At 38.7% G+C, this 17,700-nt stretch carries 20 protein-coding genes and 2 pseudogenes; 5 read left to right on the top strand and 17 right to left on the bottom strand.

What is annotated here, in order from left to right; genetic code table 11:
* Window positions 1-6: 6 nt before the first annotated feature.
* From B5771_RS06325 to B5771_RS06290, 8 genes are all read right to left on the bottom strand, one after another.
* Window positions 7-819 (bottom strand): 4Fe-4S binding protein, encoded by an 813-nt coding sequence (locus tag B5771_RS06325; protein ID WP_088186845.1) that lies wholly within the window; start codon window positions 817-819, stop codon window positions 7-9.
* Between the two features lie 25 nt (window positions 820-844).
* Window positions 845-979, bottom strand: a complete 135-nt coding sequence (locus tag B5771_RS24710; protein WP_088186774.1) for a CD1871A family CXXC motif-containing protein — start codon at window positions 977-979, stop codon at window positions 845-847.
* A 9-nt stretch (window positions 980-988) separates the two neighbouring features.
* Entirely contained in the window at window positions 989-1,558 is a 570-nt protein-coding gene (locus B5771_RS06315) for a TlpA disulfide reductase family protein (protein WP_088186773.1), read from the bottom strand.
* A 66-nt stretch (window positions 1,559-1,624) separates the two neighbouring features.
* Window positions 1,625-2,392: an ABC transporter ATP-binding protein gene (locus B5771_RS06310; protein ID WP_088186772.1), complete on the bottom strand. Its 768-nt coding sequence runs from the start codon at window positions 2,390-2,392 to the stop codon at window positions 1,625-1,627.
* A gap of 158 nt (window positions 2,393-2,550) precedes the next feature.
* Window positions 2,551-3,579, bottom strand: coding sequence for a sensor histidine kinase (locus tag B5771_RS06305; RefSeq protein WP_088186771.1), 1,029 nt, complete (start codon window positions 3,577-3,579; stop codon window positions 2,551-2,553).
* Entirely contained in the window at window positions 3,576-4,250 is a 675-nt protein-coding gene (locus B5771_RS06300; RefSeq protein ID WP_088186770.1) for a response regulator transcription factor, read from the bottom strand. Before B5771_RS06300 ends, B5771_RS06305 begins: the two co-directional genes overlap by 4 nt.
* A 200-nt stretch (window positions 4,251-4,450) precedes the next feature.
* Window positions 4,451-4,915 (bottom strand): hypothetical protein, encoded by a 465-nt coding sequence (locus tag B5771_RS06295; protein WP_047810669.1) that lies wholly within the window; start codon window positions 4,913-4,915, stop codon window positions 4,451-4,453.
* A gap of 73 nt (window positions 4,916-4,988) precedes the next feature.
* Window positions 4,989-5,648 (bottom strand): TetR/AcrR family transcriptional regulator, encoded by a 660-nt coding sequence (locus B5771_RS06290; RefSeq protein WP_088186769.1) that lies wholly within the window; start codon window positions 5,646-5,648, stop codon window positions 4,989-4,991.
* A gap of 378 nt (window positions 5,649-6,026) precedes the next feature.
* Here B5771_RS06290 and B5771_RS24200 point away from each other — a divergent pair, with 378 nt between their 5' ends.
* The 3 genes from B5771_RS24200 to B5771_RS06285 all read left to right on the top strand — a co-directional run bounded on the left by B5771_RS24200 (window position 6,027) and on the right by B5771_RS06285 (window position 7,043).
* The gene (locus B5771_RS24200) at window positions 6,027-6,176 is read left to right on the top strand and encodes a hypothetical protein (protein WP_047810665.1); all 150 of its coding nucleotides are present in this window, start codon (window positions 6,027-6,029) and stop codon (window positions 6,174-6,176) included.
* A gap of 70 nt (window positions 6,177-6,246) precedes the next feature.
* A complete protein-coding gene (locus tag B5771_RS25050; RefSeq protein WP_282433325.1) occupies window positions 6,247-6,372 on the top strand; it encodes a hypothetical protein in 126 nt (41 codons plus the stop codon).
* A 212-nt stretch (window positions 6,373-6,584) separates the two neighbouring features.
* Window positions 6,585-7,043, top strand: coding sequence for a hypothetical protein (locus B5771_RS06285; RefSeq protein ID WP_088186768.1), 459 nt, complete (start codon window positions 6,585-6,587; stop codon window positions 7,041-7,043).
* Window positions 7,044-7,168: 125 nt separating this feature from the next.
* Here the strand turns inward: B5771_RS06285 and B5771_RS06280 are convergent, their stop codons facing one another.
* Both B5771_RS06280 and B5771_RS06275 read right to left on the bottom strand, forming a co-directional pair.
* The gene (locus B5771_RS06280; RefSeq protein WP_088186767.1) at window positions 7,169-7,990 is read right to left on the bottom strand and encodes a CsxC family protein; all 822 of its coding nucleotides are present in this window, start codon (window positions 7,988-7,990) and stop codon (window positions 7,169-7,171) included.
* Window positions 7,991-8,197: 207 nt separating this feature from the next.
* Window positions 8,198-8,911 carry a CsxC family protein gene (locus tag B5771_RS06275; protein WP_088186766.1) on the bottom strand — a complete coding sequence of 238 codons (714 nt, stop codon included), beginning with the start codon at window positions 8,909-8,911 and terminating at the stop codon, window positions 8,198-8,200.
* A gap of 566 nt (window positions 8,912-9,477) precedes the next feature.
* On the opposite strand from B5771_RS06275, the gene B5771_RS06270 reads away from it, so the two are divergent.
* Both B5771_RS06270 and B5771_RS06265 read left to right on the top strand, forming a co-directional pair.
* A complete protein-coding gene (locus tag B5771_RS06270; RefSeq protein WP_088186765.1) occupies window positions 9,478-10,047 on the top strand; it encodes a cysteine hydrolase in 570 nt (189 codons plus the stop codon).
* 174 nt (window positions 10,048-10,221) lie between these two features.
* Window positions 10,222-11,475 (top strand): MFS transporter, encoded by a 1,254-nt coding sequence (locus B5771_RS06265; RefSeq protein WP_088186764.1) that lies wholly within the window; start codon window positions 10,222-10,224, stop codon window positions 11,473-11,475.
* A gap of 166 nt (window positions 11,476-11,641) precedes the next feature.
* Here the strand turns inward: B5771_RS06265 and B5771_RS06260 are convergent, their stop codons facing one another.
* The 7 genes and pseudogenes from B5771_RS06260 to B5771_RS06230 form a co-directional block, all read right to left on the bottom strand.
* Entirely contained in the window at window positions 11,642-13,429 is a 1,788-nt protein-coding gene (locus B5771_RS06260; protein ID WP_088186763.1) for a methyl-accepting chemotaxis protein, read from the bottom strand.
* 399 nt (window positions 13,430-13,828) lie between these two features.
* Window positions 13,829-14,734, bottom strand: a complete 906-nt coding sequence (locus B5771_RS06255) for a radical SAM protein (protein ID WP_088186762.1) — start codon at window positions 14,732-14,734, stop codon at window positions 13,829-13,831.
* A 64-nt stretch (window positions 14,735-14,798) separates the two neighbouring features.
* Window positions 14,799-15,257 (bottom strand): GyrI-like domain-containing protein, encoded by a 459-nt coding sequence (locus B5771_RS06250; RefSeq protein ID WP_088186761.1) that lies wholly within the window; start codon window positions 15,255-15,257, stop codon window positions 14,799-14,801.
* 71 nt (window positions 15,258-15,328) lie between these two features.
* Window positions 15,329-16,231: a YafY family protein gene (locus B5771_RS06245; RefSeq protein ID WP_088186760.1), complete on the bottom strand. Its 903-nt coding sequence runs from the start codon at window positions 16,229-16,231 to the stop codon at window positions 15,329-15,331.
* Window positions 16,232-16,319: 88 nt separating this feature from the next.
* Window positions 16,320-16,517 (bottom strand): annotated as a pseudogene (locus tag B5771_RS06240) (4Fe-4S dicluster domain-containing protein); the annotation flags it as partial.
* Between the two features lie 208 nt (window positions 16,518-16,725).
* Window positions 16,726-16,971, bottom strand: a pseudogene (locus B5771_RS06235) (NifB/NifX family molybdenum-iron cluster-binding protein); the annotation flags it as partial.
* Between the two features lie 160 nt (window positions 16,972-17,131).
* Entirely contained in the window at window positions 17,132-17,347 is a 216-nt protein-coding gene (locus B5771_RS06230) for a DUF5320 family protein (protein WP_088186759.1), read from the bottom strand.
* Window positions 17,348-17,700: the final 353 nt, after the last annotated feature.

Below are 17,700 nucleotides of genomic sequence, written 5' to 3'. Positions count from 1 at the left end.
ACTTAACTATTTTTCATCTTTCATGTTTATTAATACCTTAATAGCGCCCTGCGGGCAGGAAGACTTGCATTCGCCGCATCTTATACACTCCGGACTGTTTGGCTTTTTATAAACCTCTACACCCACTTTACATTTCCCAATACAAATGCCGCAGCTTGTACATTTATTCTTGTCTATTTTAAATCGATAAATGCTTATGGGGTTAAAAAGAGAATATATGGCTCCAAGGGGGCATACAAATCTGCAAAATGGCCTAAAGATGATTATCGATGCCAATATGGTAACTATAAGAAGGCATACCTTCCAGGCAAATAAAAAACCTGCGGCTGATCTTAATGTGGTGTCCAGTAACGTAAGAGGGATTCCCCCTTCAAGAGTCCCAGCAGGGCATATATATTTGCAGAAGGTTGGACTTCCCATTCCCAGAGCATTGACCCAAAACATAGGAAGTAAAATTACGAAGACCAAAAGTATTATATACTTTAGGTATTTTAGATTTTGAAACCGTTTACCAACCTTGAATTTTGGTGAAGGAATTTTATGCAGCAGCTCTTGTATATATCCGAAGGGACAGAGCCATCCGCAGACAAACCTTCCCATAGTTATGCCCATGAGGGTTAAAAAACCTGCTAAATAGAAGGAAAACCTATAGCTTAGATCGGAGGCGACAGCCTGCAATGAGCCGATGGGACAGGCCCCGAAGGCTCCAGGACAGGAATAACAGTTAAGCCCTGGCACACAGACACTTTTCAATTCCCCCCTGTAGATGCTGCCATCTAAAAATCCCTTAAAGTACCCATTGGTACTTATAAGCAACATAAACTGGACCAATTTTCTTTTGAACTTAGCCAATTCCGATGCACTCCAGGCATATATTTATTGCTTTTATTAATACAATTTGAACTTCTCCCCGATATATTCCGACACAAATGAACAATATTCCTCCGACGATTAAGGCTGCTCTAATCCTGTGCTGCACTGGCTGTACCTACCTGACTTGTTGAAGCTCTGTTTCAATTATTTTTTGATAGTCCTCTTTGCTTTTCGAACCTGCCACAGTTTCCAGAATTTCACCCTGGCTGTTTACAAATACTGAAACCGGAACAATCATCGTTTTGCCCACAAAATCACTAGAGAACTTCTTATTCGGTATTAAATTCACATAACCTATTTTCAATTTTTTTAAGATTTGCAAGGCCTGTACCTCATCCATATCGCCGTCGGAAACAACACCTACCAGGTTAAAACCTTGCGCCTTATATTTACTGTATAGTTCCTGGAGTGCCGGCATTTCATCGATACATGGACTGCAAAAGGTTCCCCAAATGTTTATCATAGTGAGTTTTTTATCTTTAAATATATCGTTGGTAACTTCATGGTCATTGATATCTTTGACTTTAAATTGAGGCATGACCTTTAAATCTGCGAAGGTCCCTTTTTGAGTTAGTTCGCCTTTAATTGTACTGTTCCCATTGACAGACTTATCATTATATAGACCACAGCCGGCTAAACTTAAGCACACAATTAATAATAAGCTTATAAAAGTGATCTTTTTCATTTAAGACTCCTTCCATAGAACTTCTTTAAGAAACAAAGTAGGCCACAGGCCATGTTTTAAAAATACTTAAATCATATCGTTATTCTTCCCGCCGATTGCAGCCAATACGTCCAATATTTTGGGAAAGAATTCTCTTCGGGAGTTATTCCCTTTAACCAGCTCAGCAAAGAATTTACCATCTTTGATAAAAAGTATTCTATGGCAATAACTGGCCGCAAAGGCATCATGAGTCACAAGCATGATCGTGGCATTCTTGCTTTTATTTATTTCCGAAAGGCATTGAAGGAGCTCCTGCGAAGATTTTGAATCCAGGGCCCCTGTTGGTTCGTCGGCCAGTATTAATGCCGGTTCGGTAATTATAGCCCTGGCAGCAGCTGCCCTCTGTTTTTGCCCTCCTGATACTTCATATGGATATTTGCTCAGGATTTCAGATATACCAAGGATCTCACATATCTCTGCTGCCTTTTTATCAATTAATGCCGGCCTCATTTTGGCAAGTGTTAAAGGAAGTATAATATTTTCCTTCAAAGACAGAGTATCCAGCAAGTTAAACTCCTGAAATATAAATCCAAGTTTATTCCTGCGAAAAGAGGCTAATTTATTTTCGTTCATAGCCTCTATATTTTCACCGCCAACAGTAATGGTTCCGGAAGTGGGTTTGTCTATGGTTGATATTACATTTAAAAGGGTTGTTTTTCCTGCTCCGGAAGGCCCCATGATACCGACAAATTCTCCTGCTTCAATTTGCAAATCGATATGATCAAGGGCAGTATATATATTTCCTTTTGAACCATATACTTTACTCAGGGCTTTTACATCCAACACGATGTCCATAGTATCGCCTCCTGATATTTTCCTATTAGATGTCTGCATCAAGTGACATCGGATAAAAATAAGGTTAAAACTTATAATTAAGCTTTAACCTTATCTTATCTAATCCTTGAGTAGCTATCCATTTTTTCAACTTACAAAAAAAGATTATAAACTTACATTTATGTAACATTGAAATAATCCATAAGCTTAGGAAAGCGGATCTTCACCCTGGTGTATTTACCGTAAACCGATTCTACAGTTATGTCATGGCCCAGTTTGGCAGCCAGTTTTTTAGCCAGATACAGCCCCATTCCTGTAGATTTATATTCATTTCTCCCGTTATATCCCGTAAAACCCCTGTCAAAAACCCGCTTCATATCTTCTTCTTTTATACCTATTCCATTATCTTCTATAATCAAAACATCTTCCTTGCTGTTCGTTTCAGTGCTTACGATTATTTTTCCGCCTTCATCCGTATATTTTAAAGCATTGGCTAAAACCTGGTCGATTAAAAACATCAGCCACTTTTTATCAGTGGAGATGCTAACATCCAGGTTCATTAACTTTATAGTTATCCTCTTATTAATAAAAGTTTTAGCATTCTTTTTAACGACTTCCTTTACTATTTGTTCAATGTTGTTTTCTGTAACAAAGTAATCCTTTGAGAAATCATCTATTTTGGAGTAGTATAGGGCCTTCTCTACGAAGTTGTCTATTTTGTCAACTTCTTCTTCTATACTGCGCAAGGTTTCACTGTCAAACTTATCTCGGCTGTTTTCAATTAAAAGCCTGCTTACGGCAATAGGGGTTTTCACTTCATGGACCCATGTGGTTACAAACTCTGAGCTCTCCCGTTTTTCCTCTTTGAATTTTTGAAACCTCTGCCCATGTTCTTTATCTATCCTTATCAGCAGTTCAGTCCATAAAGTCTGCTCATGGCTTTTGGCTTTGGGCAAATTATTGATAATCTCAGTTGCTTTATACTTTGATAGACAGCTTATACTACCGTAATATTTTTTCAAAGGAAGGTATTCGTACAAAAGATACAAAAGGAAGAGAGTCAGGCCTAGGGAATTGATATATATTATATTTCCAAGGCCAATTTTTATTGCTCCATTCAAGTACATTACAGCAGATATAACACCCATGAGGACTATGTAAAAAATAAAAAGCTTGATTCTGTCTGCTAAATATTCCTTTATCCTCATTGAATTATGTATCCTTGTCCCTTCTTGGTCTGAATAAAATCCGTCAAACCCAGATCAGACAATTTCTTCCTCAACCTGTTTATATTTACGGTCAATGTGTTGTCGTCTACGAAACTTTCATCTTCCCAGAGAGCTTCCATTATCTTGTCTCTGCTGACGACCTGACTGTTGTTTTTGATGAGTACATACAATATTTTGAATTCATTTTTGGTGAGGTCAGTTTTTTTATCATGATACATAAGGTTGCAATCCTTCAAGTTTAGCACAGCACCTTTATATTCCAGCACATTTGACTCTACATTTGCATAAGAATAGGTCCTTCTTAAAATAGCCGTTATCTTTGCTACCAGGACATCGAGGGAAAAAGGTTTTTGGATAAAATCGTCCCCGCCCATATTTATGGCCATTATTATGTCCATATTAGTGTTTCTTGAGGATATGAAAATTATAGGTACCTTGGAAACTTCTCTTATCCTGGTGCACCAATAAAATCCGTCATAGGCGGGGAGGTTTATATCCATAAGCACAAGGTCAGGTTCATACTCCAGAAATGTATTTAATACATCATTAAAATTATTCACGCTTAACCCTTGAAAGTTCCACTTTTTTATATTTTCTATGACTATGTCCCTTATTTTGGGATCATCTTCCACTACCATAATCTTAAACATGCAATCATCTCCTAAGCTGTGGCATGAGTTAGATTGATTTTAGATTATAATACTATAAGATAGTTTACTCAAGAGTGATAGGTTAATCCCAAAGCTAACCAATAATAGCCCTATATTAAATGCATCCAGCCCGGGTCGGTCGATGGTGTAACCATCACATCCCCAGGCTGCAACTGGAAAACGGGAACCCAATTCTTGAGTCACAACATTCTTTCAATCATTTCAATTTGCCTGGCCTTAGTCTCAATAATATCAGATAATATTTCGTATGTTTTTGTGTGAATGTCATCTGTATTTTTCACTAATCTACCTTGTATATCAACTAACAATGAATATACAGCCTTTTCTAAGCTAAATGAAAACTCTAAGAACTCCCTACCACTAGAAATATCGATTAGATTTATTCTAGTATTGAAGTTACTTATTAATGATGACATTTTATCGTAAGTTGAAAAATCAATTTCCTCAAATTCTACTTCCTTTATTTCATTTAACAATGATTCATAATATTCAACAGTTTTATCCATTTGTTTTGCTAAAACACTTGAAAATATTTTTACAGATACAATGTCACTCTTATCCTGTCTGATATTTTCATATATTGCTCTTCTTCTCACCGCAATTTTTATGGTTTTCTCAATGATATCCTCAACATTGTATCCCATAAACTCCCACCTCGATTAACCTGCTGATTATTTCCGATTGTTAAAAGACGCTGTTTCAGCGTCTTATCATTACTCACTTTGATTCATTAAACGTATCCTTATAACGAAGGCCCTCGATGGCAATGGATAGCAATCTATGAAATCGGTTAATATCAGTTGCATCTCCTTGCTGTTCTATCGCCAGCAGAAGACCAATCAAAAGAGTGCCTAAATCCTGCACATCGATATCTTCCCGTACCGCTTTCGCTTGCTGAGCCCTAATAAGAAGCGTTGCATATGCTGAGTGAAAATCTTGAATCACACCGAAATTTGCTGCCTGCGTATTAAAGGCACCACTTTTAAATGCCTCTTTCAATGCTCTATTGGTAAAACCATCTTTTATAATAGATGAAAAAAAATCAAAAAAAGCCTTACCAGGATCGGCATGATTCGCTAGAGACTTGGCCTTTTTTGTAAGCTGCTGCTTATAACTGATATTTACCGCCTCAAACAATGCTTCTTTGGTCGGAAAATGACGATATAATGTACCGATACCTACACCCGCTTGGCTCGCAATTTCACTAATTGGAATTGAAAGCCCTTTTTGGGCAAAACTCTTATGAGCCGCTTCCAGTATCTGCTCTCTGTTTTGTTTGGCATCGGCCCGCAATGATTTTGAATTATTGGCAAAATTATCCGCATTTGCCTGTTGGTTATTGGCCGACTGGTTCATAGAGTTCTCCTTCTTTTGCATTAAGGTCCCCCCTTTCTTTTCTAAGTTTACTTGAATAATTGGTTATTGACAAACGGAATTGTGATTCCGCATAATACTGACATAAACGGAATCTACGTTGTAAGGACCCCGCTCTCTCACACTGCCTACGATATATCATGAACCAAACAACTCTTTATTTTATACTTTCGCATTTCCATATTGTTCCAATTAATCCATCTCTAACATATTATATACTATCTCTTAAAAAAAGGAGGAAATGCAAATGGCATTCGGTGGCGTTGGTGGTGCTGGTGGAACAGGCTTTGGTTATGGAGCTGGAATCGGTATAGTTGTCGTAATTATTCTTCTGCTTATTGCAATGGGTATCGTATTTTAATTAAGGAAGGAGGAAAATCGATGTACGGAATGGGCTATGGAATGGGCTATGGTGGATATGGCATGGGCGGAGCATGTTGTGCTCCAGTTGGTGGCGGAGGAAGCTGCATCGGTGCCGGAATTATTGCCATCGCTATTTTAATTCTTATCGCTTTAGGCGTTATTTTCTAATAAACACTATTTGAGGGCTATCATCTTAATTGGTGATAGCCAGTTCGTTCTTATTGAAGGAGTTGATCACATGCTTGGTTTTGGATTTCTTCCTTTTGCTCTGGGTTTGGGAATAGGGGCTACAATGACAAGACCCCTCTATTATCCATCAGCCTATCCCTATGCTTATAACCCATATTCCTACGGATGGTACTAGATATGCTAAAGGTGAGGGGCTAAACCCCTCTTTTTTTAGAGAAAAATTGAACAAGCAGGAACTATTTTTTTATTCGTGGACTGAGATAAGCTAATTAATCAGCCATCATCCTATCCCTATTTTCGTTCGTGGGTTATTGTTGCTATATTTACTAGACTATACTTAAATAATGTTCATATAATTTAACATCATCCTCTCAAGGGGGGAATAGCGTGAAAAAAGGGTTAACTGTTCTATTAGTAATACTAATACTGCTAGGGCAAGTTGGATGCTCATCGCCCTACTTTGTTCCGAACAATCAAATACAGCCTAAGTCTACACAAAAAGTTCAAGAGCCAGAATTCGTAGCCTTTAAGTTTTATGAAGCGCAGAGGACTGGAAAATACAGCGTCGCATGGGATTGCATGTCACCTGCTTACCGAACCTTTTGGAAATCATTTGAACAATATGTTGATTTCATGGCCAATTCAAAAACTTTAATTCCCGAATACGATTCTATACTTTTAAATGATAAATTCGCAGAGAAAAGACAAGACGGACCGGAACATATTATGCTGTGGTATCCAACTACTAACAAGAATTACTACTTCTTCAACTTAATAAAAATCAACTCAGAGTGGAAAGTGTACAATACTGGCGGCGTTTTGCATCCTGGAGATTTACCGAAATAAAATTGTTAGGATTTTTGCTTATCACGCGAAGACCCCGGAATTGTGTTTCTCCCCGGGGCCATCTTACAATAATTCAAGAAATCTTAGTCTATCTTTTGCTTGTGACTTTATCTAAACGTGGTGTCTTAATGACGACAGGGATCGACCACAGGTTCGAAGGTTAAGATTACTTGTATCACAATGACCATTTTTTCCTGTAGGGTTGTGAAGATGCCTTCTTCGAAAGGCCCTCCATGTAATGGAACCCTATCGACTGCGTCATCCATTTCATTAATTTGGCTATAGATTAGTTCACAAGCGGGCAATTTATTCATAAATTTGTTGCTCATAACATTAAATTCTGACATATCACCTGCCATAAGCCTATCTTTTCCGGCAAACCCAGAAGGAAGCGGAAGAGTCTTCAAATACTGATATACTTGTTGATCATCAAATAACACAGACGGCACATTCAGGTGATTCCCGAGGTCAATCACACCCAAAATTGGGATATCAACAACAAAATCTTTAATTTGGCCTTCAACGGTCGAAGCTGATAGCTTTGTCACATTCGCATATTGAATATCTTTTCTCACAAATCCACCTAGGAACAGCTTTGGTGTATCAGCCGGCTTACCAGCGACAATCGCAGGAATTGCATTAAAGAACCGACACTGAGTTATTTTGAGATCTTTTGAAACTTTTTTAATTTGCAAGGCTTGTTCAGGTAAAGTAATGGACGACTCAGCTGGAATTGATACTGTAACAAACACAGTATTTCCGGTTTGTGTGACTGCCATTGGTCTATATACCGGTAGAGTTGCAGTTATTGGAAAGGATGGATTAGACTGAGGTTGGTCAACCGGTTCAATAAGAGACGAACTTGTCAGATCATTAGAATTAAAGGCCTGAGCAGGAATAGAATAAGGTTTTGGGATCTTCACGATTGAAGAATAACACTCACACATAATATCTTATTTCCTCCCTAAAAACTCGTACTTTATCCCCCGTTACAACTGGCACAAACAAATCACGTACTATAGTTTAATTGAACAGGTGTGTTTTGTGCCCCGAAGAGAATTATTCTCCGGGGCCAATTATGATTCACCTATTTTCTGGTAGTGCTAAGGTGTGAAAAATTCCAATCGTATTATTGGGCGATAGTCCTATGAGTTTCACGGATCAATTACCGTGGGAAATGTTACTTTCACTTGCGCGACGACAACCATTTTTTCTTGTAATGTTGTGAAAGTACCTTCTTCAAAAGGACCTCCTGCTAGTGGTACACGGTTGAGGGCATCATCCATTTCGTTGATTTGACTATAAACCAATTCACATGTCGGAAGAACATTTAGGAACTTGTTGCTTACAACGTTAAATTCCGAAAGGTCACCTGATAGCAGTTTGTCTTTAGGTGAAAACCCTGACGGTAGTGATGAGCTATTAAAATACTCGTATATTTGTTCTTGATCAAAATTTTGAGGTGGTAAGGCAAACCCAGTGCCAAGGTTTGCCACACAGGAAACCGGAATATCTATGACAAAATCTCTGATAGTACCAGCCACTGTCGTAGGCGTTGGGGTGCCTGCTGTCACTTCCGTATACTGAATATCTTTACGGACAAAGCCTCCGAGGAACAACTTAGCAGTATCGGCCGGTTTACCAGCAGCTATTGGCGGAATGGGATTAAAAAACCGACATTGGGTTATTTTCAACATTTTAGAGACTCTCTTGATTTCAAGCGCTGGCGTTGGCAGGGTAATTACTGATTCTGCCGGAATCGATACTGTAACATATATTGTGCCGGGAGCTGTTTGAGTAACTGCCAGTGGAGCACATTGTACTAAACTTGCAGTTGTGATAAAAGCAGGATTAGGGTCAGAAGGCATAAAATCTCTTCCTTTCTTAATAATGATAATGAATTTGGCTTGATGACATTTCCCCCTTTATCTACCTAATTTTGATAAATAAAGGTACTTTAGCCACCTTAAACCACTTTCTACTCCCAGTTTATGCTTGACATCGAAGTGCTGTCCCATAAATATGGATAAACTTTACAAAATACTTGGCAGCTTCTGAAATTTCAATAGTAATCAAAACTTCGCGCAGGTTTGAAGGAAGTTCATCTCAATACATTTTTTAATCATCAAGTTCGATAAAGATATTTTAGTAAAATGAAAATCGCCTTAGGACATTAGTACAGCCAGATATTGACGTTAAAGTTATCATTCTGCCCAGGAAAAGCAAAGAAGCCAGACCGTCCACAAAATATGGAACAGTCTGGCGATTCTTAGCTCCTAACAGTTTTCTAAACCAACATTCACTGCCTCAAGGCCCCCTTGAGATCCTATAATTTATTTTAATATACATTGTTGACATGTGGAGAGCTCTCCAGTTATAATATGTGGAGAATTCCCCTGTTATTTTAACTTGAGAAAAGGAGTTGTAAAACACATTGCAAACCAATCATAACAAGACTGCCCTGTTGGTCATGGATATGCAAAACGGTATCGTATCGCGTTTTGCAGAACACGAGAAAGGAGTGCTTTCGATCCAAAGAGCCGTCGAAGCCGCTCGCCGACACTCTATTCCTGTCATTTTTGTTCGAGTTGCATTTAGCAAAGGTTATCCCGAAATTAATCCTCAAAACAAAGCGTTCTCAGCAATTTCCAAATCTAGTGGAATGACTGTTTCAGACATTGCAACTCAAATTCACGAATCCGTCAAGCCGAAAACAGACGAACCTATCGTTACGAAGTATAGAGTTAGCGCATTTGCAGGCAGCAACCTCGAAGTCGTTCTCCGATCTCGTCAAATTGAAACGTTAATCCTAAGTGGAATTGCAACAAGTGGTGTCGTTCTATCAACATTGCGAGAAGCTGCAGATAAAGACTATGCGCTTAAGGTGCTTTCAGATGCATGCCTAGATGCTGACCCAGAAGTTCACCGTATTCTTACAGAGAAAGTGTTCCCCCGCCAGGCGGATGTGCTTACGGTTGACGCTTGGATCGATTCCTTAGGGTAAAAGCGCAACTTTTCAGCAAACTTAACAAGTAAGCGCCTTTTTGGGATTTCGTCCCAAAGAGGCGCTTGTCTACTGAAGTAGAAAATAGTCAATCTTCCAGATAAATTATGGCATTCGATTATCTTTCATTTGTAGCAATTGAAAATAATTACCAAAAATAGAGGTGGAGAAAGGATGAGAACTAGCTCAGACAGAGTCATACTCCATTTACAAATTGCAAGAACGTTAAGAAGCATTAGCCAAGGAATTGCCATTGTTGATTTAACCCTTTACTTACGAGATTTGAATTGGTCCGCAACTGCGATCGGCGGCGTCCTTTCTGCTGCAGGCATCACGGGAGCAGGATTAATTCTACTTGTTGGCATTATAAGTGACAAGCTAGGACGAAAACCCTTTCTTCTGTTCTATGAAACTTTGGTGGCTTTGGCCACATTAGTGATGATTATGACTTCCAACCCTATTTTTCTAACCGTCATAATTCTAATTACAGGCTTAGGCAGAGGTCAGAATGGTGCGGCAGGACCATTTACACCTGCTGAACAGGCTTGGATGGCCTCTTGTGTTCCACTGCACTTACGGGCTCGTGTTTTTAGCACAAATACCGCACTTGGCTATTTTGGAATGGCAGCAGGCTCCCTACTTGCTGGTGCAACGAGCCTTTGGAACAGAGCATTTCCTGGAGCATCGAGCTTCTATCCTCTTTTTTTCCTCATGTTTCTCTCTGCTATCGCATCTATGATTGTTGTAGCTACCGCTCCGTCTGGAATTGGGCCATGTCGTAAAGATGCGAACGTAGAGGAAAAGGCTCTACGTTCATCTTCTTTGTCACTATCTAAGGAACGAACAATTCGACGGCAAGAAAATAAAAGCATAGCAAAATTAGCAGTGGTCAATCTGTTTAATGGCCTTGCCGCTGGTTTTATAGGTCCAATGATCTCTTACTGGTTTGCAACAAGATTTGGCGTTTCCTCCTCTGAGATTGGATTGACCCTTGCACTTTCGTTTGTCTTCGCTGGCGGGTCCTCAGTTGTGACTGGCATAATATCTCAACGGTTTGGCTTGGTAAGATCTGTTGTATGGTTTCGCTTAGCGGGCATAGTACTAATTTTGATACTGCCACTCATGCCATTTTATTGGTTAGCCTCCAGCATGTATATTATTCGCTCTGCTTTAAGTCGGGGTACACAAGGGGCGAGATCTGCTCTCAGTAGCAGTTTGACACGAGATGAGCGACGAGGATTTTCTGTAAGCATGAACTCTCTGGCAGTGCGTCTAGCTTCTGCAGTTGGACCTACTCTGTCAGGTTATATGTTAGATATAGATATCCTTACGCTCCCTTTTTTTATAGCCGGAAGCCTGCAACTGCTTTCCACTATTTTGTATGGAAAGCTATTCCGTGATTATGATCTCCCTCCACAAAATTCTTGAATTGATCTAAATTTCCCCTAGTTCCTTGCCGACATATCCCCCCATTTCGTCCATCGCCTTAATTCCTGATTATTCCGAACCGTATTCATCAATTCTTGCTGAAGTTCAGCTGTCTTGGCATCGATAGCCTCAATGTCAAACACTCCAAAAATGAAATTAGCTAATATTAAGCCAATTGAAACATCTCTGTAGCAGCTTTTAGTTCTTGGGCCATATCAGAAAGCACTTTGCTCCCCGTTGCAATTTCTTCTATGGAAGCGGCCTGCTCTTGAGTTGATGCAGAAACAGTCTGTGTTTGATTCACGATAATTAGGCTTGCCTCATCCAACTCTTGAATTGCATCGACAATTTGATTGCTTCCAGACGCTGTATGCTTTATTTCTTCAGAAATTCCCCGTATTTCGAGTAACGTTGAATTCACTAGTTCACTGATTTCATTGAAGGTTTGACCCGCACTTCTTACGACATCCATACCAATGGACACTTCTTTGGTCCCTTGCCCCATAGTTGTTACCGCTTTTTGAGTGTTACTTTGAACTGATGAAATTAAGTCTGCAATTTGCTGGACGGCTTGACCGGATTGTTCAGCCAATTTTCTTACTTCATCGGCAACTACCGCAAAACCTCTGCCTTGTTCCCCTGCCTGTGCCGCTTCAATTGCGGCATTTAGTGCCAGTAAATTGGTTTGTGAGGCAATATTCGATATCATATCAACAATCTGGCTGATCTCTTTCGATTCGTCGCCCAGTTCTTGGATCACTTCTGCAGAGACACCCACTATTTTTTCAATAATATTCATCTGTTCGATCGTTTGCTCAATCGCCTTACTTCCCTGGAGAGCAGCTTCTGCGGCTTTTTCCGATGTGCTCACCACGCCTTGCGAAGAAGATAGCATTTTTTTGATGCCATCCATAATAGTGGTAACAACATTTCTGGAATTTTCAACGGTTGCAAGCTGCTTCTCTGTTCCATGGAAAACCTCAGTTATTGCCATGGTGATTTGGTTAGACGCCTGAGCGGATTGTTCTGCTCCACTACTCAGTTCGTTTGATGTCGAAGCAACTTGTTCTGATGATAAACTAACTCGTTGCACAAGGTCTCGTAATTGTTTTGCCATAGTGTTCAAAGACTTACCCAAATGCCCAATGGCATCGTCGCCTTCCGCTTTAATTTCCGGAACATTAAGGTTTCCCTTAGCAACTTCAATCGCAGTTTCTGCCATGGGCTCAAGCTGTTTCGTTAGCCTCCGGTTTACGAGTAAAGAAAAGCCCACGGAAACAAGTATTACTAACAACATTCCTGTAATCGTATAAGCAATTGATACTCGATTTTCCTGATCAACTGCTGCTTGACGCTGGACTATTGTCCTTTGGATATCATCCACATAATTTCCTGTGCCAATAATCCATTGCCAGGGCTTAAACTCCAAGGCATAGCCACGTTTAGGATATTGAGTTTTATCGTTAGGATCAGCTTTGGGAAACCAAAAATTGATATAACCTCCGCCGGCGACAGCGGCTTTTCGGATCTCCTGAATATAGTAATTGCCTTTGGAATCTTGGGCATTATTACGATTAGTCCCTATTAAAGATTGATTTGTTCCATGAAAAACGCAAAGGCCGTCAATCGTATCTCCCCAAAAATAGCCTTGATTAGTATCTCCGTAACGAATCTTTGTCATAACGGTTACCGCTAACTGTTTGGCCTGCGCTTCCGTGAGTTTTCCTTGCTGCTCTTGAGTATAAATGCCATTCAAGGTACTAATAGCTTGTTGAGTGACAAAGCGAATATTTTGATCATAACTTTCATTAAGAGTTTTTGTATAAAGGTCCATACTTTGTTTGCTGTTGTCTTCGGTTTTATAAATGTTTATTGTGCCAACCCCCAGGGCGACTAAGACCGATACAATAATTAAGGCTAAGATACTTCGGTTAAGTTTTGGTCGTTTCAACATACTACCGGCTTCCTCTCTGTTTCTGAAAACTGCTGCGATGTAGTTATGAATTAGCGATTTGTTTATAACGTCTCTTATATTTCAACATTATTTTCATAATTCCTTCCTTCGATGTCAAATATAGTCGATAAATATAAGAATTAAAACCTTCTTGTAATAATTAGAAGTCATAGTAAAAGCCCCCACCGTTTTAGTTGAGAACTAAATGAGAGTTGGGGGCTTTAGCTGTATGAACAAAAAATGTCCAATTTAATTCTGTGCAAGTCCAACAAACTGACTCGGCAACTATTCCGAAATAGTCTATATACCTTTTAAATGTATTCTCACAACTCAACCTTCCTAACAAAATTAACCTTCAAGCTCTCAATCTGAAAAAATACACATTGATATCGCCTAAAACTACCTGCCATTTTCAATATTATCAAATAATGAAAGCTGTGCCGTTTGGTAAGGCTTCCTATATTCCTTTATTATATCTTTCATTTTATAAAGAATCCCATACTTATTACATTTATCCTGAAATAAACTCCACAACTCCGTTGTCTTAAGAGAACGACATTCATACGCATTTCCATAAATTTTTATATAGTTCTCTTTAGCTGAAGGAAACAGTTCATCCAGTTTTTCATAATACCAATCCCTTTGATTTTGTCTTAAAGTTACACCGAAAGCAGGATAAATAAATTTTGCTCCACTTCTTTGAGCAAATTCTATAATCTGGCCAACATTGTCCTCAGTATCTTCTATAAATGGAAGTATGGGCATCATTAATATTCCAGTAAAAATACCTTCGGCAGAAAGCTTTTTAATCGCTTCAAATCTTTGCGATGATAGAGCTACACGTGGTTCAATTTTCTTACACAAGGCATCATCAGCCGCTGTAACTGTAATTTTTATCAGTACCGGAGAGTGTTTTGAGATTTCTTTTAAAATGTCAATGTCCCTAATGAGTAAATCACTTTTTGTGGCAATTGATACGCCAAACCCATAGCGATTAATAAGTTCTAAAGCGCTTCTTGTAAGTTTATATTCTTTTTCAAATGGATTGTATGGATCACTCATGGCTCCTGTTCCAACAACTCCCTTTTTGCGCTTTGATTTAAGCTCACTTTCTAATATGGCAAGAGCATTTTCCTTTGCTCTTACCCTATCAAAATTATCGACTCGGTAGCACTCACTTCTGCTGTCACAGTAAATGCAGCCATGACTGCAACCCTTATAGATATTCATGTTATAGTTATTGCCAAACCAAGAGTTGTTTTCCGAATACCCCGATATTATTGTTTTCGCATTAATAAATTCCATCTACAAACCTTTTTCCTCAAAAAAATTCGTCATTTTACTTGAAGCCATTTTTTCCCTTGGTCCTCTAATTCAAAGATATATAAATATGTATTTCGGCGTTCTCCATATCACCCCCGCCTTGATACTCTTCAAAATCACAGGAGTATTTTCTATCTAGGTCCATAGACCAAAGCTTCGTCCAAAATTCCTCCACTGCTTTTTGCACATGTCCATGTATAACAAATCTTGCGTATTTCCCTGAAGTAATGATTTCTGATTGTACATTCTCAGGTAGGCTTACTGTATCTTCCACTTCACAACAAATCATTACATCATATGCCCCGCTGACACCATTTTCATAATTCGTATAAAGGCCTAAGCTTTTATCATTTTTCTTATGAGGTATGGAATGATATATCCCCTCTGCAAAAAACCTCTGCCAAGCTATGCCAATACTGCTACTCATGTTTGGATCACTGTTGCCGGTTCTGATTTTAAATCCTGCTACCTTTTTTGCTTCCAATAGTACTAATTCGTAATTCATTTTCATATACCCCTTTTCATATTGTATATGAAATCAGTATATTACTCTGAACTTGACAACTATATGTCATATTATGAATATTTTTTTAGGCTGTTTTCAAGTTTCTTTTTAATGATTTTCTTGACATGCACCGGCTCTAAAACCTCTCCATAATCGCCAAATGACAGTATATACCCATATACCCACTCGTTCTCCGGTAAATTTGTTCTTATTATAAAGCTTCCATCTGCGTTTTTTGTTATTGCGTCCTGTCCAAATTCATCATATACCCTATAAGCCATGCTCTTTTCAATTCTCATGACAAGCGTAATAATTTTGTTAGTAACTTCGTTAGATTCCTTCCAGATATCTTCAGGTACATTTCTTGTGAATTTTTCATCTAATATGGCAAGGTTTTTTATCCGAGTTACTTTGAATATTCTATAGTCACTCTTAACCGTACAAAAACCATAAGCATACCAAGCCTGGCCTTTAAATATAAGTTTCAAAGGTTCAAGGCTTCTTTCTGTCTTTTCTCCAAAAGAACTGTAGTAGTCAAATTCTACGCGATTTTTGTTTATAATAGCTACTTTAAGCAGATTGAATTTTTCCTTATCATCCGAACAACTACCCCAATGAGAAAAATCAACATCTATCCAACTGGAACAATTCGCATCAAACATTGCTGCTAATTTTTTTAGAACTGGCTCTACATCGAGAACATTTAAAGCTTTCATCCCCTGCAAAGAGGCTAAAATATCAGTCTGTTCCTTTTTAGAAAGTATTGATTTTTTAATCACAAAGTTATCGAGAAGACTAATGCCTCCCCCTTTCCCTTTGTTTGCATAAATGGGTATGCTTGCTGCACTTAATGCATCCACGTCCCTATATATTGTCCTTTGCGATACTTCAAAATGCTCTGCTAATTCCTTAGCTGTTGCTACTTTCTTATCAAAAAGAATGTATATGATTTCAAGCAGTCGATTAATTTGCATACTTCATCACCTACATATATCATAGCACGAGTATATGACATCATTATGTCATATTAATTGTACAAAAAGAAACCGGAAACGCCTAAAACGCTTCTTCTCGCATACCCAAGACAACTTTTCGTATAAATTTACGGGGATCTTGATCCGCATGTAGATTACTATAAATACAACCAGCTGTACACATACCACAGGTAAGACAATTAGAAAAATCATAGCCATTCAATAATGCTGCCACTTCAACACGTAAGGTTGGATCTAAACTTTTAACTCTTATTGGTTCTCCCATCATACAGTCGCCTCCGACATTTAATTAATATTCGCAGGGCAATTGTGTTTGTACCAGATAATCATCGTCTATACGCTTTTTACCGAAATTAGCACGTGTTATTAATCGTAATAGTGTGTGAAATCTAAAAAGAACGGTAACTATAAACTAATATGGTTACCGTTAAGTCAACTAAAAGTATAATATTTTATCAGCACCGATTCCTCATTTAATTACCACATTCATCATGATGCTGATGTTCGTGACATACAGCGCCCGTAGATTTAAGCACACCCTGCAAATAGCTTTTTGCAGCGGTTTCAGCGATTCCTTATGCACCTGTAATAACCTCGATACCTTTATCGTTGAAGATGCTGACGGCGCTGCCACCCATGCCCCCGGCAATCACAACGTTAACTCCCATATCGTTTAAGAAATTTGGTAAAAAACCAGGCTTATGTCCAGGGTTTGGTATAGATCCGGCAAGCAGATGTCCTTCTCTATTTGTCATGTCAGCTTTTTAATCAGTAATAAAGTAGCAGGGGATTCCTGCTGCTTTATTACTGATTAGAAGCTAACAAGTTTCGCTTTTAAATTAAGGTTACTTTCAAGTAATTTTTCTCTTCAAACAATTCTTATTGTGTTTTTGTTGCGGAAGGATCTGTCAGAAGTGTTCTTCCAAAACCTCGTCTGTAACCCCTTTCTTGACCTTGCACCTGACCCTGACATTGACCCTGTCCCTGACCTAAACCAGCTCCCCTTCGACGTACATTACCTTCAGAACGAACATTGAAGCCTCTTCCCTTCGTTGATCCACGTCCCATTGGACCAGACCCATCTCTTCCTGGCATCGTATTTACCTCCTTTTAGTTATTGGCATATGCCCTATTCATTTTCCATTATAATTATTTTTGAACATATGTCAATTATTATTAAGCATCTACAGTCATAAGTTTTTTGACTATTAATTTTGAACACTTCGTTTAGCAACCGATATGAAGCTATAAAGTTCGAAGTATCCCTTCTTCACCTTTTTCCTTGTCTGATGTCGTACATGACGTTTCTAAACATACGGCGTGTTGATTGTCAATGAAATTTGACCCCTTTTTCTAAATTTTTTTACTCAAAATTGACCCCCCTGATATAAACTTAAAAGCGACTCTCTCGTGAAAAATTTGGTAGTTTCTTTGAGGGTATCTACCGA

This window comes from Desulfosporosinus sp. FKA, assembly GCF_002196785.1.
Lineage (GTDB): Bacteria > Bacillota > Desulfitobacteriia > Desulfitobacteriales > Desulfitobacteriaceae > Desulfosporosinus > Desulfosporosinus acididurans.
The sequence above is the reverse complement of the archived record's forward strand: the minus strand, read 5'-3'. Positions and strand labels throughout refer to the sequence as shown.